Source organism: Streptomyces sp. NPDC022910, from assembly GCF_055561075.1.
In genome coordinates this window covers 271,161-292,276 of record NZ_JBVHHL010000001.1, presented here as the reverse complement: position 1 = coordinate 292,276, position 21,116 = coordinate 271,161, and the positions used below count along the sequence as shown (strand labels likewise).

20 protein-coding genes are annotated in these 21,116 nt (G+C 69.8%); 13 read left to right on the top strand and 7 right to left on the bottom strand.

Annotation, left to right across the window (positions count from 1 at the left end; translation table 11 throughout):
* Positions 1 to 593: 593 nt before the first annotated feature.
* Complete coding sequence (locus ACZ3TS_RS01560) at positions 594 to 1,022, top strand: hypothetical protein (protein WP_467612464.1); 429 nt, start codon at positions 594 to 596, stop codon at positions 1,020 to 1,022.
* A 494-nt stretch (positions 1,023 to 1,516) separates the two neighbouring features.
* Here ACZ3TS_RS01560 and trxB read toward each other — a convergent pair whose 3' ends face one another.
* Genes trxB through ACZ3TS_RS01545 form a run of 3 tightly spaced genes read right to left on the bottom strand, consistent with a single transcriptional unit; the run spans position 1,517 to position 3,621 of the window.
* The gene (gene trxB / locus ACZ3TS_RS01555) at positions 1,517 to 2,494 is read right to left on the bottom strand and encodes a thioredoxin-disulfide reductase (protein ID WP_467612461.1); all 978 of its coding nucleotides are present in this window, start codon (positions 2,492 to 2,494) and stop codon (positions 1,517 to 1,519) included.
* Entirely contained in the window at positions 2,491 to 2,910 is a 420-nt protein-coding gene (locus ACZ3TS_RS01550; RefSeq protein WP_467612458.1) for an arsenate reductase ArsC, read from the bottom strand. Before ACZ3TS_RS01550 ends, trxB begins: the two co-directional genes overlap by 4 nt.
* Before the next feature lie 54 nt (positions 2,911 to 2,964).
* Entirely contained in the window at positions 2,965 to 3,621 is a 657-nt protein-coding gene (locus tag ACZ3TS_RS01545) for an arsenate reductase ArsC (protein ID WP_467612455.1), read from the bottom strand.
* An 83-nt stretch (positions 3,622 to 3,704) separates the two neighbouring features.
* On the opposite strand from ACZ3TS_RS01545, the gene ACZ3TS_RS01540 reads away from it, so the two are divergent.
* The 4 genes from ACZ3TS_RS01540 (at position 3,705) to ACZ3TS_RS01525 (ending at position 7,230) form a co-directional block, all read left to right on the top strand.
* Positions 3,705 to 4,019: an ArsR/SmtB family transcription factor gene (locus ACZ3TS_RS01540; protein WP_467612452.1), complete on the top strand. Its 315-nt coding sequence runs from the start codon at positions 3,705 to 3,707 to the stop codon at positions 4,017 to 4,019.
* A 61-nt stretch (positions 4,020 to 4,080) separates the two neighbouring features.
* Positions 4,081 to 4,881, top strand: a complete 801-nt coding sequence (locus ACZ3TS_RS01535; protein WP_467612449.1) for an aquaporin — start codon at positions 4,081 to 4,083, stop codon at positions 4,879 to 4,881.
* On the top strand, positions 4,878 to 5,939 hold the full coding sequence (locus tag ACZ3TS_RS01530) for an ArsO family NAD(P)H-dependent flavin-containing monooxygenase (protein ID WP_467612446.1): 1,062 nt from the start codon (positions 4,878 to 4,880) through the stop codon (positions 5,937 to 5,939). The genes ACZ3TS_RS01535 and ACZ3TS_RS01530 overlap by 4 nt, the downstream gene beginning before the upstream one ends.
* 121 nt (positions 5,940 to 6,060) lie before the next feature.
* Positions 6,061 to 7,230, top strand: coding sequence for a hypothetical protein (locus tag ACZ3TS_RS01525; RefSeq protein ID WP_467612443.1), 1,170 nt, complete (start codon positions 6,061 to 6,063; stop codon positions 7,228 to 7,230).
* Between the two features lie 11 nt (positions 7,231 to 7,241).
* On the opposite strand, the gene ACZ3TS_RS01520 is transcribed toward ACZ3TS_RS01525, so the two are convergent.
* The 3 genes from ACZ3TS_RS01520 to ACZ3TS_RS01510 all read right to left on the bottom strand — a co-directional run bounded on the left by ACZ3TS_RS01520 (position 7,242) and on the right by ACZ3TS_RS01510 (position 9,454).
* Entirely contained in the window at positions 7,242 to 7,895 is a 654-nt protein-coding gene (locus ACZ3TS_RS01520; RefSeq protein WP_467612440.1) for a hypothetical protein, read from the bottom strand.
* Between the two features lie 99 nt (positions 7,896 to 7,994).
* Positions 7,995 to 8,372: an ArsR/SmtB family transcription factor gene (locus ACZ3TS_RS01515; RefSeq protein WP_145830471.1), complete on the bottom strand. Its 378-nt coding sequence runs from the start codon at positions 8,370 to 8,372 to the stop codon at positions 7,995 to 7,997.
* Positions 8,373 to 8,413: 41 nt separating this feature from the next.
* The gene (locus ACZ3TS_RS01510) at positions 8,414 to 9,454 is read right to left on the bottom strand and encodes a flavin-containing monooxygenase (RefSeq protein ID WP_467612437.1); all 1,041 of its coding nucleotides are present in this window, start codon (positions 9,452 to 9,454) and stop codon (positions 8,414 to 8,416) included.
* 130 nt (positions 9,455 to 9,584) lie between these two features.
* Between ACZ3TS_RS01510 and ACZ3TS_RS01505 the strand changes: the two genes are divergently transcribed.
* The 5 genes from ACZ3TS_RS01505 to ACZ3TS_RS01485 all read left to right on the top strand — a co-directional run bounded on the left by ACZ3TS_RS01505 (position 9,585) and on the right by ACZ3TS_RS01485 (position 17,228).
* Positions 9,585 to 10,985: an NAD(P)-binding domain-containing protein gene (locus ACZ3TS_RS01505; protein WP_467612434.1), complete on the top strand. Its 1,401-nt coding sequence runs from the start codon at positions 9,585 to 9,587 to the stop codon at positions 10,983 to 10,985.
* Positions 10,982 to 12,223 (top strand): MFS transporter, encoded by a 1,242-nt coding sequence (locus tag ACZ3TS_RS01500; RefSeq protein ID WP_467612431.1) that lies wholly within the window; start codon positions 10,982 to 10,984, stop codon positions 12,221 to 12,223. Before ACZ3TS_RS01505 ends, ACZ3TS_RS01500 begins: the two co-directional genes overlap by 4 nt.
* Before the next feature lie 594 nt (positions 12,224 to 12,817).
* Positions 12,818 to 13,972, top strand: a complete 1,155-nt coding sequence (locus tag ACZ3TS_RS01495; protein ID WP_467612427.1) for a tyrosine-type recombinase/integrase — start codon at positions 12,818 to 12,820, stop codon at positions 13,970 to 13,972.
* Positions 13,969 to 16,563, top strand: a complete 2,595-nt coding sequence (locus ACZ3TS_RS01490; RefSeq protein ID WP_467612424.1) for a tyrosine-type recombinase/integrase — start codon at positions 13,969 to 13,971, stop codon at positions 16,561 to 16,563. Before ACZ3TS_RS01495 ends, ACZ3TS_RS01490 begins: the two co-directional genes overlap by 4 nt.
* A 152-nt stretch (positions 16,564 to 16,715) precedes the next feature.
* Positions 16,716 to 17,228, top strand: a complete 513-nt coding sequence (locus ACZ3TS_RS01485) for a hypothetical protein (RefSeq protein WP_431033385.1) — start codon at positions 16,716 to 16,718, stop codon at positions 17,226 to 17,228.
* Positions 17,229 to 17,395: 167 nt separating this feature from the next.
* On the opposite strand, the gene ACZ3TS_RS01480 is transcribed toward ACZ3TS_RS01485, so the two are convergent.
* A complete protein-coding gene (locus ACZ3TS_RS01480; RefSeq protein ID WP_431033387.1) occupies positions 17,396 to 18,313 on the bottom strand; it encodes a LysR family transcriptional regulator in 918 nt (305 codons plus the stop codon).
* 268 nt (positions 18,314 to 18,581) lie between these two features.
* Here ACZ3TS_RS01480 and ACZ3TS_RS01475 point away from each other — a divergent pair, with 268 nt between their 5' ends.
* The 3 genes from ACZ3TS_RS01475 (at position 18,582) to ACZ3TS_RS01465 (ending at position 20,979) form a co-directional block, all read left to right on the top strand.
* Positions 18,582 to 19,214 (top strand): NADPH-dependent F420 reductase, encoded by a 633-nt coding sequence (locus ACZ3TS_RS01475; RefSeq protein ID WP_467612421.1) that lies wholly within the window; start codon positions 18,582 to 18,584, stop codon positions 19,212 to 19,214.
* Between the two features lie 91 nt (positions 19,215 to 19,305).
* Positions 19,306 to 20,241 (top strand): SDR family oxidoreductase, encoded by a 936-nt coding sequence (locus ACZ3TS_RS01470; RefSeq protein WP_467612418.1) that lies wholly within the window; start codon positions 19,306 to 19,308, stop codon positions 20,239 to 20,241.
* 78 nt (positions 20,242 to 20,319) lie between these two features.
* Positions 20,320 to 20,979: an NADPH-dependent F420 reductase gene (locus tag ACZ3TS_RS01465; RefSeq protein WP_467612617.1), complete on the top strand. Its 660-nt coding sequence runs from the start codon at positions 20,320 to 20,322 to the stop codon at positions 20,977 to 20,979.
* Positions 20,980 to 21,116: the final 137 nt, after the last annotated feature.

The window sequence follows — 21,116 nt, the reverse complement described above, 5'->3', positions numbered from 1 at the left end:
GTTTTTGTCCCATAATCAACTCAAAAAAAAAAAACCCCCCCCCCACCCCCCACCCCCCCCCCCCCCCGCCCCCCCCCCCCGGGGGCGCGCCCCCCCCCCCCCCCCCCCAAACCACACAACCTCAACGAGCCGGAGACTTGCCACCCCTCTCGTCCACTCCACCGCGGCGCTCTCCTCGCGGGGCAGCACGGCGTTGACTTCTGGACCGAGCCAGCCGAACCATTAACGCTGATCATCAGTGGGCGGTCCATCTGGGCCACGCCAGCCCGAAACGAAGGCCAACAGGCGAGCAGCCAACACGTCCGGCTGGAACCCGCCGTCGGGGTCTGGATCCCACGGGCGGACTCCCGACACTACGAACGGCGGACCGCCGGCGATCAGCCGGCTTGAGCCGCGTCCGCAGTACGTACTTCCAGTCGGTCTCAGGTGCTTCGGGCCCCTCAGAGCAACTGCTGGCCGAAGAACGGAACCGGTTCAGAGGTCAGCCGCAACGGCACCACTCCGTCAGGCCACTTCACTCTCCAGCGCATGGTGAGCGGGGGTCAGCCGAACTACTCAGGCGTGCCTTGAGACGACATCGCCTCCAAGCTGCCATGGCAGGCGAGGTGGGCACCTGGGTGAAAGTCATGCGCGAACAAGGCCGCCGTGAAGGCGAACCCCGCGGTTACGACGGCATCCGCCGCTACCTCTTCACACTGCAGCCCGTGCTCACCGCCTGGGCCGCCGCCGGGGGCGTCACCTCACTCAGGGAAATTACGAAAGACCAGGTCGAGAATGCTGTAAAAGACCTGTCCGGCTACGCCCGCCGAGGCACCGCGATCGCGCTGCGGAGCCTGTTCCGCGCGTTGAAGCGCGAGGGGACGATCTTCCGCAACCCCGCCCGCAATCTCCCGGTCGGTGACCTCAAGGGCATCCCGAAGTCCATTCCCTCCGACCGCTTGATGGGACTGCTCGACCACGCCGGAACGCCACTCGGATCGACCACGCCGGAACGCCACTCGGACGCTTCGTCGTCGCCCTGAGCGCAATCCACGCTCTGCCCGGACACGAGATCCGGACCCTGCACACGACCGGCCTGGACCTCTCCCGCGGCACCCTTGAAGTCCGACGCGGCCTGCTGCGCCACACCCTGTACCTGGAGGAGCTCACCCACCAGCTCGCCGTCGATTGGACCGTCTACCGTCATCGGCGCTGGCCCGTCTCGACCAACCCTCATCTCCTCGTCAGCCAGAAGACCGCAGCCGATCCCGACCATCCGCCCGTCAGCGCCGGCCTGCTGAGTGGACACCTCCCCCGAGGGCTGACACTGAGCGGCCTGCGGCAAGACCGCATCCTCAACGAAGCTGCCGAGAGCGCCGATCCCCTCCGCCTGATGCGCTTGTTCGGCATCACCGAGCAGACCGCCATGCGCTACGTCACCGCCGCGCACCCCGAAAGCACTGCCAAGCTGCCCCGGTAGTGGCAAGGCGCGGGCCGGTCCCAGGAGCTCCCGGACCGGCCCGCGGCCCTGCGTGGGTCAGGCGGAGACCGCGGCGGGCTGCGGCTCGGCCTGCGCCGCGGTGCGGGCGGCGAGGTAGCGCTCTGCGTCCAGGGCTGCGGCTGCGCCGGTGCCGGCGGCGGTGATGGCCTGGCGGTAGGTGTGGTCGACGACGTCGCCGGCGGCGAACACCCCGGGCAGACTCGTACGCGTCGTCGGGGCGGCGACGGTGATGTAGCCCTCGGCGTCGAGGTCGAGCTGCCCGGTGAACAGCTCGGTGCGCGGGTCGTGGCCGATGGCAATGAACAGGCCCGTGACGTCCAGGTCGCGGGTGGCGCCGGTGAGGACGTCGCGCAGAACGACGCCGCCGAGCATGCCGTTCGTCTCCTTGATCTCGGCGATCTCGCTGTCGAAGGAGAAGGAGATCTTGTCGTCTGCGAAGGCCCGGTCCTGCATGACCTTGGAGGCGCGCAGGGTGGAGCGGCGGTGGACGACGGTGACCGACTTCGCGAAGCGGGTGAGGAAGGTGGCTTCTTCCATGGCGGTGTCGCCACCGCCGACCACGGCGATGTCGCGGTCACGGAAGAAGAACCCGTCGCAGGTCGCGCACCATGAGACGCCCCGTCCGGACAGCTCGTCCTCGTTCGGCAGGCCGAGCTTGCGGTAGCCGGATCCGGTCGCGATGATCACGGTCTTCGCGCGGTGGACGGTGCCGGCCGAGTCGGTCAGCAGCTTGATGTCGCCGGCGAGATCGACGGACACGATGTCGTCGTCGATCATCTCGGCGCCGAACTTCTCGGCCTGGGCCCGCATGTTGGCCATCAGTTCGGGGCCGTCGATGCCGTCGGGGAAGCCGGGGAAGTTCTCGACCTCGGTCGTGGTGGTCAGCGAGCCGCCGACGAAGATGGAGCTGCCGAAGAGCAGGGGCCTCAGCTGGGCGCGGGCGGTGTAGAGGGCGGCGGTGTATCCAGCGGGGCCGGAGCCGATGACGATGACCTCGCGTATCACGTTGGTCACGCCTCCTGCTGGGCGTCGATCTCGGCGATCAGGGCCTCGATACGGGTCTTGATCTCGTCGCGGATGGGGCGGACGGCCTCGACGCCCTTGCCGGCCGGGTCCTCCAGGGCCCAGTCGAGGTACTTCTTGCCCGGGAAGATGGGGCAGGCGTCGCCGCAGCCCATCGTGATGACGTAGTCGGACGCCTGCACGGCCTCGGTGGTGAGGATCTTCGGCTTGGCCGCGGAGATGTCGATGCCGACTTCCTTCATAGCCTCGACCGCGGCGGGGTTGACCTGGTCGCCCGGGATGGAGCCGGCGGAGCGGACCTCGATCCGGTCGCCCGCGAGGTGGCTGAGGAATCCGGCGGCCATCTGCGAGCGGCCGGCGTTGTGGACGCAGACGAACAGCACGGAGGCGAGCGGGCTGGAGGACATCGGTTTTTCCTTCGTCAGTGGATCAAGCAGGTGGTGCGGGATCGGATACGGGGTTCAGGTGCTCGGCAGGGAGGCGAGCAGTTCGGTGATGTGGGCGTCGATCTCGTCGCGGATGCCGCGGACGACGGCGATCGGCGCACCCTCGGGGTCGGTCACGGGCCAGTCCAGGTAGCGGCGGCCGGGCACGATGGGGCAGGCGTCGCCGCAGCCCATGGTGATCACGATGTCGGCGGCCTGGACGACCTCGTCGGTCAGTGGCTTGGGAAATGCCTCGGTCAGGTCGATTCCGGCCTCGGTGAGGACCTGGGCGACGACCGGCTCAACTTCAGCGGCCGGGCGCGTGCCCGCGGAGGAGACGACCACATGCCCGCCGGCGCGATGGGCGAGGAGTGCGGCGGCCATCTGGGAGCGGCCGGCGTTGTGCCTGCACACGAACAGCACCCGCGGTAGACCGCTGCCCGGGGCGCCCTCGATGTGGGCGAGCGCGTCCAGTCGCTCGGTGGCCAGGTGCTCGGTGAGCACCACGAGGTGGGTGCGTATGCGGGCCTCGGCGGCGAGGCGCTCGTAGGAGTCGGTGACCAGGCGACGCTGAATGGTCTCCGGCGAGAAGTGCCCGCGGTAGCGCAGGGCGAGGCGGGCGATACCGGCCGCAGGCGCTCGTCGGGCAGGACAGGGGGCGGGGATGCGGTCATGGGAACCCCTTCGGGGCATGGGTCCCCGCTGGTGTGGGGATACGGGTCCCAAGGATCAGCTCAGGCTGGTATCAGCCCGGAGTGATGTGAGAGTATCAGTCCATGCTGACGTCAGTCGACACTGATCTGTTGCGGGTTCTGGCCGACCCGCTCCGCCTCCAGATCGTCACCCTGCTCGCCAAGGAGACGCTCTGCTCCACGCATCTGATCGAGGAGACGGGGGCCAGACAGACCAACCTCTCCAACCATCTGAAGGTGCTGCGTGAGGCCGGGGTCGTGGAGACGGAGCCCTGCGGCCGGTTCACCTACTACCGGCTCAAGGCCGACGTCCTCGCCTCGCTTGCTGGTCAGTTCGCCGACCTCGCGGAGACCGCGCGCGCCACTGCCGAGAACAACGTCAAGCGGTCCTGCCCCTGAATTCCCCGGCGCCCGTCCATCGCCGCATCCCGTCGCCATCCGCACGCACCGAGGAGTCCCGTTGACCGCTACCGAGGTCACCAAGCACGACAGAGCCGAGGAGAGAGCCGAGGAGTCCGCCATAGCGGCGGACATCGAGCCGCAGCCCGCCCCGGGGGCCACCCCGCCCCAGACTCCTCCGCTGCTGGCCAAGGCCGCCGCTGAACTGGTCGGCACGGCGGCGCTCGTCGCGGTGGTGGTCGGCTCCGGTATCCAGGCCACCGAGCTGACCAAGGATGTCGGCCTGCAGCTGCTGGCCAACTCCACGGCCACCGTCTTCGGCCTTGGCGTGCTGATCACCCTGCTCGGCCCGGTCTCCGGCGCGCACTTCAACCCCGTCGTCACCCTGGCCGAGTGGTTCACCGCCCGCCGCGGAGGCGCGGGCGTATCGGTCCGCGAAGCCGCCGCCTACGTTCCGGCCCAGATCGTCGGGGCCATCGCGGGCGCGATCCTGGCCGATGCAATGTTCGGCGAACCGCTGGTGAAGTGGTCCACTCACGACCGGTCCGCCGGGCACCTGCTGCTCGGCGAGGTCGTCGCCACCGCCGGCCTGATCCTGCTCATCTTCGGCTTGGCCCGCACCGATCGGCTTCGGTTCGCCCCCGTCGCGGTCGCCTCGTACATCGGTGCGGCGTACTGGTTCACCTCGTCGACGTCGTTCGCCAACCCGGCCGTGACCATCGGCCGTGCCTTCACCGACACCTTCGCGGGCATCGCCCCCGGCTCGGTTGCGGGCTTCATCGGCATGCAGCTCGTCGGTGCCGTGGTCGGACTCGCGCTGGTGGCGCTCATCTTCATGCCCGGCCGGAAAGCCGCCGGGTGACACGCACGTCCCAGGTGGTGGTGATCGGCGGGGGTCAGGCCGGGCTCGCCGCCGGTTACCACCTGCGCCGCAAGGGCCTCGACTTCGTGATCCTGGACGCCGAGGCGGCACCGGGCGGGTCCTGGCAGTACATGTGGGACTCGCTGCACCTGTTCTCCCCGGCGGAGCACTCCTCGCTGCCCGGCCTCCTCATGCCCACCCAGCCCGGTGAGACGTACCCGGGCGCCGGGCACGTGGTGGACTACCTCGCCGACTACGAAAAGCGCTACGACCTGCCCGTCCAGCACGGCACCCGTGTGCAGGCGGTATGCCGTGACGGCGACAGGCTCCTGGTCGAGGCCGACTCCGGCACCTGGCAGGCCCGTGCGGTCATCAGCGCCACCGGCAGCTGGTCGCGGCCCTTCCTCCCCGCCGTCCCGGGCCGATCCGTCTTCACCGGTCGGCAACTGCACACAGTGAATTACCGCTGTCCGGTCGACTTCGCCGGCCGGCGCGTCATCGTGGTCGGCGGCGGCAACTCCGGCGCCCAGATCGCCGCCGACCTCACCCTGGACGGCCACGTCGATGTCACGTGGGTGACCCAGCGCCCGCCCCGTTATCTCCCCGACGACATCGACGGCCGCGCCCTGTTCGACGTCGCCACCGCCCGCCGCCGCGCCCTCGACGCCGGCCGCAGCGACACCGGTGGCGTTGCCTCACTCGGCGACATCGTCGCTGTGCCGCCCGTCCGCGCCGCCCGCGACGCCGGACGCCTGCAGGCGAGGCCGATGTTCTCCCAGCTCACCGTCGGCGGCGTTCGGTGGGCCGACGGCAGCGAGGCCGGCGCGGAAGCGATGATCTGGTGCACCGGCTTCGGCCCGGCTCTGTCCCACCTCGCCCCGCTGAACCTGCGCGGCCCGCGCGGTCGCATCCCCACCGACGGCACCCGCGCCCTCGGCGAACCCCGGCTGCACCTGCTCGGCTACGGCGACTGGACCGGCCCGGCCTCAGCCACCCTTATCGGCGTTGGCCGCACCGCCCATGAAGCCGCCCGCGAGGTCACCGGCTTGCTGTCGTAGGCGCCGGAGCGGCCGCCTCGCTGTCACCGCCCTGTTCACCGGTTGCGTACAGCTCCCCCTTGTCAGTGACACCCCCGACAATTCCTTACGACAGCGCTGTGGGGCAGGAGGATGCGCGAGCATGCAGACAGATGACTTCTTCCGCGGCAGGCCCGATGAGCACGCGGACTGGCCTGACCACAGGCCGGGCGAATGGGTGTGCCAGCTGTGGGAGCTGGATGTCGAGCTGATGGAGTCCCTGCGGTTCGGTCCCATGCCCGCCCACCCGGACCTGGACGTAGCCGTGGCCCTGACCCGGCTGCTGCACGAGGACTTCGTCGCCAGGGGCACACGCCACGACGAACGCATGAATGACGAGGAAGTCGTCCTCGCCGTGAAAGCGCACCGGGCGGTCCTTGAACGCTTGGGCCTGGAGGCGCCGCAGCTGCCGTTCCGCCATCACAGTGGCTTCTACGACTACTGGCGCAAGAACGACATGTCCGGGGGCGGCGGCTGGCAGGCACGCCGCGAGTGCATCGAAGAGCTGCTCGGGCCGACCCGGCAGGCCCTGGAGGACCTGCAGGAGGCCGAATACGAGCAGCGTTTCAAGAACGGCCCCCGTGGCACCTTCAAGAACCTCATCTTCGCGGCCGTCGGCCCGAAGCCGCAGATCGTGCTGCGGGACGCGGTGAGCAACGAGGTGGAGATCGTCCGGAACGCCGAGAACTGCCTCGTGTGCAAGGACCCGCTGCCGGTACATGGCCTGACCTGGCGGCAGATGGTCACCTGGTGGCAGACGAACCACATGCCGGACGCCGAGGAGCCGGAGGCCGCCGATGCCCTCTACCGGCGGCTGTACCGCTCCCTGGATTCCCTGCCGGAGCAGACGGTCCTGCGCACGTACTGCGCCCGCTACGCCGAACCCGACGGGTTCGACCTGCCCGCCCTCATTCCGCAGGTCTACCTGCACTACGACCCCTACACCCGCAAGAGCGGCGGACACAGCGGGGCCCTGCACCGCGAGCGCATGGACTTCCTGCTGCTGGCCCCCGACCGCTCCCGCATCGTGATCGAGGTCGACGGCGCCCATCACTACGGCGTCAAGAACCCCACTGGGCCGGACGGCCGCACCACGTACACCGCCTCGCCCAGGCTGTACTCGGAGATGGTCGCCGAGGACCGCCGCTTGCGGCTGGCCGGTTACGAGATCTACCGCTTCGGCGGCTGTGAACTCACCCGGCCCGACAGCCCGCAGATCATCTCCGACTTCTTCACCGAGCTTCTCACTCGCCACAAGAAGCCGACACCGTAGCGACCAGCGCTTCAGTAGCCGGCCGTGTCCATGGCCTCCAGGTACTCGATCTGCCAGTTCTCGTACTCACCGAGATGAGCCGAGTAGCCGCCCCACAGCAGGTGCGCGAGCTTGTGCAGCTCGTTCACCTGCTCGTAGAAGTTGACGTTCTGCTGCACGGGCCGTGCGGGGGCCCGGCCGGCGCCGTGGCCGACTACGGCGTAGCGGTAGGTCTCCCCTGTCGTATCTTCGCTGTCCAGCCAGTTCAGCTGGCTCCAGGACTCCGGATCGATGCGCTGTTCCACCTTGGGAAGGTCCAGCAGGGCCAGGTACCGGTTGAGGCAGTCCGCCAGTCTCCTGATGTTGTGCGTGCGCAGACGCTTGTCCAACTGGTCGGGGCTGAGGTCTTCCTCTCCTGTGTAACCCTCGCGCAGCGCGCACTGGGCGGCCTTGCGGATCAGCCACTTCAGCGACAGCTCGATGCTGTGCCGGTAGTTGTAGAGGATCGGGAGGGGCAGCAGGTCGTCCGGGCCGTGGGCGATCCAGTGCCGGGCGGCGGTCTCGGCCACTCGCAGATAGCCGCCAGCGAGGGCGAGATCGTCCTCGCTGGCACCGCCCCAGACGGCGATCTCGGCGTTCGCCCAGCGGGGCCGGGGCAGGCTCAACCGGTCTTCTGCTTCCTCCATCCCGTCAGGATGGCAACCGCCCGCCTCGTCCACTACCGCTTTTGGCAACTGCCCGCCGGTACAGCGTCCCTGGGCGTTCCCAGCGGCGCCCGGGTGTGGTCATGCCGCAGCCGAGGCACCTACCAGCAGCTGGCCCATGGCGGCGAGCACGGACGGCTCGACGCGGTAGTACACCCAGGTGCCGCGCCGCTCGGAGGTGAGCAGCCCGGCTTCCTTGAGCTTCTTCAGATGGTGGGACACCGTGGGTTGGGAAACGCCGACGTCAGAGATGTCGCACACGCAGGCCTCCCCGCCCTCGTGCGATGCCACCGCGGAGAACAGCCGCAGGCGGACCGGGTCACCGAGCGCCTTGAACATCCGCGCGGCTGTCTCGGCCTCCTCGGCGGTCATCGGGCGTTCGGTCAGCGGCGGGCAGCACGGCGCCACACCCTGACCGTCGGCGGGCTCGAGGAGCGGCAGCACCTTCGCATTAGACATACGTCTATGTTGACACACGTCGAACCAGGGCGGGGAGGCCGTCACCGGCGCGCGAGATGGACGGCCAGGCGTCGGGCGACACGGTCCGCATCCCTGCCTACACCGCGCAGCGAGTTCGACGACAGGCTGCGCTGCCATTCCAGCCCGACAAACGCCAGTCCCGGCACGTTGGTGGCCAGGCCCTCGCGGTGCCGGGGGTTCCCCCCGGCGTCCAGGGCGCCGTCCAGGCGGGCGAGGTAGGGCAGGTCGGGGCGGTAGCCGGTGGCGAGCAGGATCGCGTCGGCCTCCTCCCGCTGTCCGTCCGGCCAGATGAGCTTAGTTCCGTCGGCTCCGGTGAACATCGCCCGCCGCTCGGGCTGTCCGGCGGCCAGGGCGGATCGGTAGCGGCCGTCGTCGAGGACCGGCTGCGCCGGCGGGCGCGGCAGGAGCCGGCCGAGGGGTGCGGTGTCCAGGCGGGTTAGGGTCAGCCAGAAGTGCAGGTCGTGGCCGAGGACGCGCTGTGCCGCGAACTTCACCGGCCCGCGGGTGGCGAGCGTGACCCGTGCGGTGGCGGCGAGCTCAGCGGCGATCTGCACAGCGGAGTTTCCGGCCCCGACCACGACCACCCGGCGGTCGGTGAAGGGGGCCGGGCTGCGGTAGTCGGCGGCGTGCAGCACCTGCCCGGTGAAGTCCTCCAGGGCCGGCAGTGCCGGCCGGTGCGGGCGCCCGAACGTCCCCGAGGCCGCCACGACGGCCCGCGCGGACAGCCGGTCACCGCCCTCCAGCTCCACTGCGAAGACGTCGCCGGTGCGGTGAACTGCGCTGACGCGGCAGCCCGTTCGGATGTTGGCGTCCAGGCGGTCGGCGTAGGCGGCGAGGTAGGCGACGACCTCGTCGCGGTGCGGGTAGCGGTCGCGGTCGGCGCCGGGGAACGGCATCCCGGGCAGGGAGCTGTACCGGGCGGGTGAGAACAGCGTGAGGCTGTCGTAGTAGTGCGGCCACGACCCGACCGGGCGGTCGGACGCCTCCAGCACCACCGGCTGCAGCCCGTTCCGCAACAGCGCGTGGGCGGTGGCGAGACCAGACTGGCCGCCACCGATCACGGCACATCGATGTGCTCCATGAGCAATCTCCCCTGATTTCGATGAGTGTCTATGTTGACGCTCATCAATACAGGTGCCATGCTGGGCCGCGCAAGCCATCGACAGATGTCGAAACACGCAAGGAGTCGCCGTGAACGCGCCCGCTACCACCGAGCTGCCCGTCGTCGTGATCGGGGCTGGACCCGCCGGTCTGGCCGCCGCCGCCCACCTGGTCAACCAGGGCATCGAGCCCCTGGTCCTGGAGGCCGGCCAAAGGGCTGGTGCCGCGGTGCGCGAGTGGTCACACGTGCGGCTGTTCTCCACCTGGGGCGAGGTCGTCGACCCGGCCGCAGAGAAGCTCCTCGCTCCCACCGGCTGGACGAGGCCCGACCCGGCCACCTACCCCTCCGGCGGGGACTGGGCCGAGCTGTACCTGCAGCCGCTCACCGACGTCCTCGGCCACCGGGTCCGCCTCGGTGCGACAGTCACCGGCGTCTCCCGGGCGGGCCGGGACCGGATCGTTGACGCCGACCGCGAGCAGCAGCCCTTCGTCGTGCACGTCGCCCACGCCGACGGCCGCGAGGAGCGCGTCTCCGCCCGCGCCGTCATCGACGCCTCCGGCACCTGGAACACGCCGTCCCCGGCCGGCAGCAGCGGCCTTGCCGCCCTCGGCGAGAAGGCCGCCGCGGACCGGATCACCTACCGCGTCCCGGACCTGAAGGACCCGGCCGTCCGCGCCCGGTACGCGGGCAAGCGCACCGCTGTCATCGGCTCCGGCGCCTCCGCCTTCACCGCCCTCGCCTACCTCGCCGACCTCGCCAAGTCCGACGACGGCGCGGGCACGAAGGGAATGTGGATCCTGCGCCGCGGCATCTCCGGCTCCACCTTCGGCGGCGGCACCGCCGACCAGCTCCCGGCGCGCGGCGCCCTGGGCCTGGCGGCGAAGGCCGCCGTCGACGAGGGCCACGCGGACGCGGTCACCGGCTTCCGCACCGAGGCGATCGAGCGCGACACCGACGGCCGCCTGGTCCTGGTCGGCGAGGACGGCCGCCGCCTGGACCCGGTCGACGAGGTGATCGTGCTGACCGGCTTCCGCCCCGACCTGTCCTTCCTGGAGGAGCTGCGCCTGGGCCTCGACGAGCGCCTCCAGGCGCCGGTCGCGCTGGCTCCGCTGATCGACCCCAACCAGCACTCCTGCGGCACCGTCTACCCGCACGGCCACCGCGAGCTCTCCCACCCCGAGCAGGGCGTCTACCTGGTCGGCATGAAGTCTTACGGCCGCGCCCCGACCTTCCTGGCGATGACCGGCTATGAGCAGGTCCGCTCCGTCGCCGCGGCGATCGCCGACGACCTCGAGTCCGCCGACCGTGTGGAGCTCACCCTGCCCGAGACCGGAGTCTGCGGCGGCGCCGGCCTGTTCGACGCCCCCGATGCCGCTCAGGGCGACGGCGGCTGCTGTGCGCCCGCGCCGCAGCTCGTCCAGCTCGGCACCCCCGCCACGGTCGGGGCGGCTGCCGAGCAGGCCCCGGCTGGCGGCTGCTGCGGCTCGTGACCGACCTGGGCACTGCCGCGCGCGGGGCCGCGACCGGAACAGGGGACCGGTCGCGGGCCCGCGCCGCCCTGCCCGCCCTCTGCGCCACGCAGATCGCGAGCTGGGGCATCGTCTACTACGCCTTCCCCGTCCTCAACCCGCAGATCACCGTTGCGACCGGCTGGCCGGCCGGGGCCACCACCGCGGCGTTCTCGCTCGCTCTCGTCGTCTCCGCCCTCGCCGGGATCCGCGTCGGACGCATCCTCGACCGCCGCGGCCCGCGCACCGTCATGACCACAGGGTCTGTTCTCGGCGTAGTCAGCCTGCTAATCGTGGCTGCGGCCCCGAACGTGCCGGTCTTCATCGCCGGTTGGGCGCTGGCCGGACTTGCAATGGCGGCCACCTTCTACCAGCCCGCCTTCGCCGCCCTCACCCGCTGGTGGGCACCCGACCACGTGCGCGCCCTGACCATCGTCACCCTCGCCGGCGGGCTGGCCTCCACCGTCTTCGCACCCCTGACCGCGGCCCTCGCCGCCCATCTCTCCTGGCGCCACACCTACCTCGTGCTCGCCGCCATCCTCGCCACCGTCACCATCCCCGCCCACGCCCTGGCCCTGCGCGCACCCTGGCCCGACGCCCCAACCAGCCCGGCGCACACCGCCGAAGGTGCTGCCGAGATCAGGCGCAGCCGACCGTTCCTCCTGCTCGCCACCGCCTTCACTCTGTCGGGCTTCGCGATGTATGCCGTCGTCGTCGCCCTCGTCCCGCTCCTCCTGGAACGTGGGTACACCACCAGCCAAGCCGCCTGGGCCCTCGGCATCGGCGGCGCCGGACAAACCCTCGGCCGCACCCTGTACGCCGCGCTCGCCCGCCGCACCACCGCAACAGCCCGCACAACGGTCCTGACAGCACTCGGCGGACTGACCACCGCCGCCTTCGCCGCCGTCCCCGGCCCGTATGCCCTGCTCATCGCCGTCTCGGTGTTGGCCGGCATGGTCCGAGGCAACCTCACCCTGCTCCAGGCCACCGCCATCACCGACCGATGGGGCGCCACCCACTACGGCCGCCTCTCCGGGCTCCTCGCGGCACCGGCCACCACCGCGGCTGCCCTCGCGCCCTTCGCCGGTGCCGCCCTCGCCGTGCCCCTCGGCGGCTACGGACCACTCTTCGTCCTCCTGGCCACTGTCTCCGCGACCGCCGCGCTCATCGCATCGTGGACGCCAGTGGTGCCGTGCGCCTTCGAATCCTCTCGGCTTTGACAACCGCCACATCACCTGCAGTCGCAGATGAACCCGCCCTCGTTCTCGTCTCTAACCCGGCGACGACGCGCGGGTTCAGCGGTCGAACCCTTCAGGATTCCGCGAACTCGCGCGCTTCCGACCGGACGGCTCAGAAGATCCGTCGCCGGGAGCAGGGCCACGAGTACGCCGCCGCGCAGTTCGTGGCGCTCGGAGCTCCGCGGTCGCGGCCCGGCTGCGATCCCGCCGTGTGGCTGCGTGACGCCCTGGTCGCGGTCGGTGCCCGCAACATCCGGCACCGCGGTGCGCACCGCTTCTGCGGACGGTTGTGGTGTGTTGCCGCTTGGCCGAAGACACTACCAGCGCGACGGGCTTGCAGCAGTTGACTGCCAGCCAAGGCACCTTTCCCTTCGTCGACTTGGCAGCACGACAACGGGCGCCTGGCCGCTGCTCGACCTTGAGCCTTCTGCGAAGCGCCCTGACGCCTCGACTGACTCGTACCGTTCGTGGACAGGCGGTCCAGTGAGTCGAATCATCCATGAGCCCATTGGTGCACTGGCGCTCAGTTCCAACAGCAGTTATGTCGTTGCGTGATTGAGCTGCTACATTCCGCTTGTGTTCGCTGCGGACAGGCCGACCGCCGAGATCCTGCGGGTCGAGGTAACTGACACGCTGGCCTACTGGACGGTTCTCGCCGGACCCACCTTGCGGGTCGTTGAGGACATGGACGGTTTCCTCTGCCACCTTCGCTTCGGCAGGACCCGCGCGGAATCGACCACGAAGACGTACGCAGGTCACCTCAAGCGGTTCCACATCTGGTGCAACGAACAAGGTCTGTCGCGGGAGCACGCGGCCGTCGAGTTCCCGCGCTACCTGATGAAGCTACGGACCACGCCCCGGCTGACGAGCGGTCGCAGCCGGGGGCGGCCGCCACAGGACTCCACACTCGCCCCCGCCCTGGCGGCAATCCACGGCTTCTACCAGCACTTGGCCGACCTCCGCCGGATCAGCGCGCATGCGGTCGACGCCCTGTTCGTCACCGCTCCGCACCCGACGTTAGGAAGACTGGTACTTGAGCCGCGTATCCGCGTCGATCCACGGCCGAGTCATGCTTCCGGCCGGGCACCGGCCGCCAGCCACGACGAGTTCGCCGCCCTCCTACGTGCCACGAGGACCGCCCGCGACCGCTGCATGGTCGCTCTGCTCGGGGCGTGCGCGCTGCGCGTCGGCCAGCTCGTCGGCCTGCTGCGCGAGGACATTCACCTCGTCCCGGTCGGCAGTACCGTCCCGGGCTGTCCCTACAGCCTGGGTCCCCACCTGCACCTGGAGAAGCGGGACGGTCATCCGCGCGGGGCGGCGAACAAGAACCGCGGCACCGTGGTTGTTCCCGTGCCTGAGCCTGTGGTGATGCTCTACGCCGACTGGATGCGCGAACGCCTCACCATCACCGGTGGGGGTAAGGCCTCTTGGGCCTTTGTGTCGTTCCCGGGTCCCACGGGAGAGCCGGGCGGGCAGGTCCTCGGCGCACGGCGGGTGCAGGATCTTGTGTCGGATCTTGCCCGGGACGCGGGCATTCGGCACATCCATCCGCACATGCTGCGGCATACCTTCGGCGAGACCGCAGCCGACCTCGACGTCGCGCGTGACGTCCTCCAGAGCCTGCTCGGCCACCGCGATGTGGCCAGCCAGAACGTCTACCGCAATCCCTCCGACGCCCGGGTCGCCCACGCCGCCCGTGCTGTGAACGACAAGATCTTCGGACCAGCATGAAGACTTCCGCATCTCTGCCCGCCACAGTCCCCGTGGGCGGGTCGGAACCGGACTGGGACTACCTGGCCCGGCACGGCCTCGACCGCTCCCCGCTCCAGCTGCGCTTCCCTCTGGGCGCCGACTGGCACTCGCTGCGCCGCTGCCGGCACACCCGGTGCGACCGGCCGGCTACGAGCTGGCCGTGGCTGTGCCACCGCTGCGCGTCCGACTGGCGGGAGGCCGGCGCCCCCAGCGACATCGACAACTGGTGTGCGAGCGCGTCCGTGCCGCTCGCCCGCCGCATCTACGCCGAGCACCGGTGCCGGGTGGGCTGCGACCGTGCCGCCGAAGTTCACGGCCTGTGCAAGAGCTGCGCCTCCGAGCGCCGGATGCTCCGGCTGACCGTCGAGGATTACCTCGCCCGGGGTCGCGCTCCTCGTCCGGGCTTCGGGAAGTGCCTGGTCCGCGTGTGCCCGCGCATGGCCGTAGTGCGGCGGAGCCGGCTGTGCCTGCCCCACCAGAAGCAGTGGTCCACCGCGGGGAGGCCAGACCGCGAGGCGTGGGCGCTGACGGCAGCAGCGGTCTACACGTCCATCGACGTGGTCCCGCTCGTCGATCTTGCGCCGGCGGTCGTGCAGCAGGTGCTGTGTGGGTACGAGGCCCAGCTGCGTCAGGGCGGCCGGATCAACCCCGGCCAGGTCAAGTCGGCGGTGCGCTGGCTGTGCGACAACGCAGTCGATGACCTGGCCGCCGTGGAACTGCCGGCCAAGGGCGCGAAGACGACGTACCTGCGGCTGTGGCAGCGAACCCTGCCGCTCCTGGAGGCCGACCCGGCCACCGAGCACACCCGGGCCCTGGTCCGACTGCACATCCTCAACCCCCGCTACAAGGGCGGAAGCGTCGATCTGCGGGACGTCCACGCCCCCTGGGTCACGCACCTCGCCCAGCAGTACCTCCTTCACCTCGCCGCCGGCGGCGCCTCCCCGGCACGGCTGACGCTCGTCGGCTTCGCCGCCCGGTGGTTCGCGATGTTCCTTCGCACCCTGCCCGGCGAGGGCCGACGGCCGGGCGACGTCGGCCGCGACGGCATGCTCGCCTATCTGCGCTGGATGACGCACCGAGCCCGCGACACCAGCGACTACCAGCTTCTCAACGACGACGATCCGGTCCGGCAGATCGTCGCCGAACGCCTCCTGCCCTCCCGCCGCAGCGCTGGACCGTTGCTGGTCACCCCGGTGCGGCACTACGAGCTGGTGAAGACGCTGCGTGAGGTCCTCGAACACGGCCGGGCCTGGCTCGCGGACAATCATGCCGCGGGCGTCCATCTGCTGGAGATGGACGTGCCGCCCTATCCAGAGAAGGATGACACGGCCAGCGAGCTGGAGGGCCGCTCTCAAGACGCGTTGCCCGAGCAGGTCTTCCTCCAGCTCATGGACGAGCGCCGGCTCGCCCTGCTGCCGGCCGGGACCCGCCGCAACTGCGTCGAGCTGGCCATGCGCGTGGGGCGGCGGCCCTGGGAGGTCCGCCACCTGGAGTTCGACTGCCTTCAGTGGCACGACATCGACGTGGAGGACCCGGACGGTACGGTGCGCCGCCGGTCCTACCCGTTCCTCGTGTACTGGATGCAGAAGGTCCGCCGGCGGCACAAACTCCCGCTCCATCCCAGCGACGCCGAGGTCATCACCCGCCAGCAGGAGCACCTACGACGCGAATCCCCGCACCTGTTCCATGAAGACGGCCAGCCCCGCTCCACCCGCATGGTGCTCTTCCCCACCCCTCGCCGCTCGCGTGCCAACGCGCTCGGTGAGCGTCCGTACGACAACAGCACGATCGGCTACTGGCTTCAGACCTGGCTCGACCAGTTCGCGGTGACCGACGAGCACGGCAAGCCCTTCGACCCAGCGCGGGTGTTCCCCTACGCCTTCCGGCACACCTACGCGCAGCTGCGCGCCGACGCCGGCGTCCCGCTCGACATCCTGCAAGTCCTCATGGCCCACCAGGACCCCTCCACCACCCAGGTTTACTACCGGCCCTCGCATCCCCGGCGGGTAGAGGCCGTGCGCGCCATCGCCGCCAAGTACCAGTTCGACCTCACCGGAGGCCGGCTCCGCACCCGCACCCCCGACGACGATATGGCCGACCGGATCCGCGCAGGCGTCGGCTCGGTGCCCGTCCCCGCGGGACGCTGCCACGAAATGAACAACGTCCGCGCCGACGGACACGGCTGCCCGGTATACAACCGCTGCTTCTCCTGCACCTTCTACACCACCGACTTCACCCACCTGCCCGAACTGCGCCAACTACGCGCCGGGAAGGCCGAGCAGCTCGCCGCGTTGGAAAGCGCCTACGGCAGCGTGCTCACCGCGGGCCCCCTGAGCGCGGCTAACCTGGAGCTGCTGCGCCAAGAGATCCAGCAGATCGACGAACTCGTCGGCAAATGCGAAGCCGACATCGGCTCCCTCACCCCCGAGGAACGCACCACCGTGGAGTCCTGGCTCCACACCCGGGACCGGTTCCTCACCGTCATCCCCGTAGCGGCGGTCCTGGCCGGACGGCAGAGCCTAGACCAACCAACCGTCGACCCGATCCTCACCGAAACGACGACCGGATGACACGCCCGACCGCCCCGCTCAAGCAGCCAGGCCAGGCAACTATCCCCGCCGGTCGAGTCGAGATCCTCGATGCCGGCAGGGCGGCTGCCGTTCAGCGGCGCCGTGCCGACAGCGAACAGTGCCGACAGCGAGTCCTTAACGTCCTGGCCGCGATGCGCAAGAGCCGCCAGGCCCTCTCCGACGCGGAGATCACCCGGCGGGCCGCCGTCAACCCGCAGTACCTTCAACGCCACCGCGACCTCAAAGCGGAAGCTGAGACTGTCCGCGCCCAGCTCGCCCAAGACGGGCCGCGGGCGGCGGCAGCAGCGACCGCCCGCAAAGAGGCGGCCCTCGAAGTCGAGAACCGCATGCTCCTGGAACAGAACGCCGCCCTGCAACGGACCCTTCACGAAGTCCAGAACGAGCTGCGCACGCTACGCGCCCACGAACTGGGCGCCCGCCTCCGCGACGGCCTGGACGCCCGCTCGCTGCGCGACACGGAGATGGAGGAACTGCGCGAGCAACGAGACGCCGCACTCGCAGCCAGCCGCCAAGCAGAGACCGCCATGCAGGCACTCCGCAACGTCAACCAGCGGCTGATGATCGAGAACAGCCGGCTGATCGCCGCAGATGCTCCAGAACCAACCCGAACAGCCGCAACTGCCCGCAAGCCGCCGGGCCCTTGAGAAGCCTGCAGCCGACCGACCTCTGACCCGCACCGCCGGCAGCCTCGAACCTGGCGGACGGAGTCGGTACGGATCTGACCGTATGACCAGGTGAGGCCCCTCCAACGCTCCGGAGAGGCCTCACCGGTACTCCCCAGCGCCTGATGAACGGGGGACAGTCGAACTACTCAAGCGTGCCTTGACCTTGAGACGACGTCGCCTCCACGCTGCCACATCTCGTAGTTCCCACATTCTGCCGTGATCTCGGCCGTCGACCGAGCCGCAGTGACGAAGTCATCTACTACCGGCGAGGTGTGAGACGCCGCCACCGCGAGGCACACCTGGTCGGGCACCAGATCCGGGATGGGCACATAGACGACGTCCGGATGCGAGTAGAACACGGACGCCGAACGGGCCAGGAACGAGATGCCCCGTCCGGCCGCGACATGCTCGAGCGTCTCGTCCACCCCGCGCACCCGGTACCCGGCATTGGGGAACGGGCGCTTGGTGGGCTGCGTGCTCCGGTCACCGAGCCAGATCAGCGGTTCCCCGGCCAGGTCGGCCTCGGTGACCTCCTCCTTGCCAGCAAACCGGTGTCCGGCGGGCAGTACCGCTACCCGAGGCTCGGTATACAGCGGGGTGACGCGCAGGCCGGCCTCGTCGATGGGCAGCCGCACGTAGCCGACATCGATACGGCCTTCGAGTAGCATCGCAGCCTGGTCGACCCCCTCGATCCGCTGCACGTCCACGACCACGTCCGGGTGCCGGTCTTCGAACGCACGGGCCGCCGGGGTAACGGCAACGCCGGCCCGGAAACCGACCACCAGCCGCCGCTTGCCGCCGGCGGCCGCGGACACCCGGCGGCGGACCGCACGGGTTGAGGCGAGCAGCGGACCGGCGTCGGCCAGCAGTTGCCGGCCCGCATCTGTCAGCTCCACGCCGTGGCGATCCCTGCTGAACAGCGAGGCGCCGAGATCCTGCTCAAGCGCACGGATCTGCCGGCTGAGCACGGGCTGCGCGATGTGCAGCTCATCGGCGGCGCGGCCGAAGTGCAACTGGTCGGCCACAGCGACGAAGTAACGCAGTTTGCGCAGGTCCAGATCCATGGCGCCTCCAGCCGGTGATGCCTCCAAGGTATCACCATGCCTAAAAGAAGTCTTGGACACCCACTCAGGCCAATGGCAACCTGAATAGGTACCTAATGGTCCGAGCGAATTCGGCACAAGAATTCGACATCGGAGGACCCAGGCCCAGAATGAGTACATCCGGAATTTAACGCCCCCCATCGCGTCATTCGACGGCGTCGACGACACAACCGTTAACAACGACGGGGTGGGCATGGCGTTCTATCCAGCTCCAGAAAGCAGGAACTCCATGAGCAGCATCAGCATTATCGGCCTGGGGAACGTAGCCCACGCCCTGGCCGCCCGGGCGCTCGCCGGAGGCAACGCAGTCGAGATCATCGGCCGCGACCCGGCCAAGGCCAAGGAATTGGCCGCTGCGCTCGGCGGCGCCACGGTCGGGACGGCCGGCACCGCCCCGGCCGGGGACATCGTTGTCCTCGCCGTGCCGTACGCCGGCGCGGCGGCGGTGGTGAGGGAGTACGGGGACACACTGCGCGGCAAGGTCATCGTCGACCTCACTAACCCCGTAGCCCCCGACCTGCAGGGCTTCGTCGTCCCCGACGACAGTTCCGGCGCACAGGAGATCGCCAAGACGGCTCCCGGCGACGCGCATGTTGTCAAGGCGTTCAACACTGTGTTCTCCCACGTTTTGGCGGTCGGCCCAGCCGAGGATCGCCCTCTGGACGTGTTCATCGCCGGCGACGACGCACAGGCGAAGGCACGCGTGTCGGCGTTCGTCGAGAGCCTGGGGCTGCGCCCCTGGGACACCGGGGAACTGTCCATGGCGCGGGCACTGGAGAACGTCGGCCTGCTGGAGCTGGGCCTCATGAACCACTCCGTCAAGCACGCCAATTTCTCCCTAGGCATCGCCCTTCTCGGCTGAGCACACCCCTTACCCCTACTTTTCGTGCCGCGTCACGCCAGTTCACTCGCGGCACGAAAAGACCCTGCACCTACCTCACAAGGACAGATAGATGCGCGTATTCGTCGCTGGAGGGACCGGCCATTCCGGTTCGTATATCATTCCCGAGCTCATCGCCGCCGGGCACGAGGTCACCGGCCTGGCCCGGTCGGACGCTTCCGCGGCGGCCCTGTCCGCGCTCGGCGCGAAGGTGCGTCGCGGCGACGTCCAGGATCTCGACGGGCTCAAGGAGGCAGCCTCGGACTCCGACGGCGTCATCCACGTCGCGCACAGGCAGGATCTGCTTCCCTCCGGCGGGATGGACGCCGTGGCCGCTGCGGAGGTCCCGATCATGCTCGCCTACGGCGAGGCACTGGCGGGAACCGGAAAGCCGCTGGTCACGGCGGGAAGCATCGGCTCGCCCGGGAACCTGGAGCGGCCGGTCACCGAGGAGGACCCGGCCCTCCCCGCCGGCGAGGAGCACAAAGGCACTCTGCGGATCCGCAACGTCGTGGAAAGGGCCGTTGTCGACCTCGCCGAGCAGGGGGTGCGGTCTTCGGTCGTGCGGATCGCCAACATCGCGCACGGCACGACCGATCGTGCAGGCTTCCTCCCCACGCTGATCGCGCTCGCGAAGCAGAAGGGGTTCGTCGGCTACCCCGGCGACGGCGCGAACCTGTGGAACGCCGTGCACATCCGCGATGCCGCCACCTTGTTCCGCCTGGCGCTGGAGAAGGGGTCAGCTGGCAGATACTGGCACGCGGTTGGGGACGGGGCCATCGCGTTCCGCGAGATCGCCGAGGGCATCGCCAGCCGTCTGGGCCTGCCCGCCGTGAGCGTTCCCAACGATGCCCTGATGACGCCAGGGTACTTCGGGTTCCTCACGAATATCGTCACGCAGAGCTACCCAGCGTCCAACCTCATCACCCGCCGGACCCTCGGCTGGGAACCCGCCCAGCCCGGCCTGCTCGCCGATATGGACAACGGCCACTATTTCCCCGCCGACTGACGGCTGGGACCCGGATCCTAGCGAGCCCGGCAACCGGCAAGTTCAACTCTTCTGAAGGACGTTGAGATTATGACGACTGTGGGATTCATCGGGAGTGGAAGCATCGGCAGGTCCCTCGCGCGACTCGCTGTCGGGGCCGGGCACCAGGTGGTGCTCAGCAACTCGCGCGGTCCCGAAACGCTCGTGGACACGGCCGCGGAACTGGGGCCGCGGGCGTCCGCCGCGGCGAGCGAAGAGGCCGCGGCGGCCGGTGACATTGTCGTGGTCACAGTACCGGTCAGCGCCTTCCCCCACGTGCCCGCCGCGCCACTGGCCGGGAAGACGGTCATCGACACCTGCAACTACGGCCCCGAGCGTGACGGGCGCATCCCCGAGCTCGACAGCAAATCCCTAACCTCAAGCGAGCTGCTCCTGCGGTACGTCCCCGACGCCCTGCTCGTAAAGGCGTTCAACAACATCTTCTTCAAGCACCTGATGTCACTCGCCCGCCCGGCAGGGGCGGCCGACCGCTCCTGCCTGCCGATCGCCGGAGACTCCGCCTCGGCGAAGGCGGCGGTGACCGAATTCATCGACTCCATCGGCTACAGCGTGGTAGACGCGGGAACGCTGGCCGACAGTTGGCGGCAGGCGACGGGCACGCCGGTGTGGGGAACACCGTACGGGCCGTACTCGAACGAGAAGGGCCAGCCGGTCGGCGAGGACGCCATCCGCGCGGCACTGGCCACTGCAACGCGGTAACCGTCGACGATCGCGGACCGTGATGTGGTCCGGCCGTGCCGTGCCCCTGCCCGGGAGATACCGGGTGGGGGCATATTTCGCACGCAAGGCATCGAATCCAGCGAAGGGCTTGCCCCTGCGTCTCGTCGCGCGGAGTC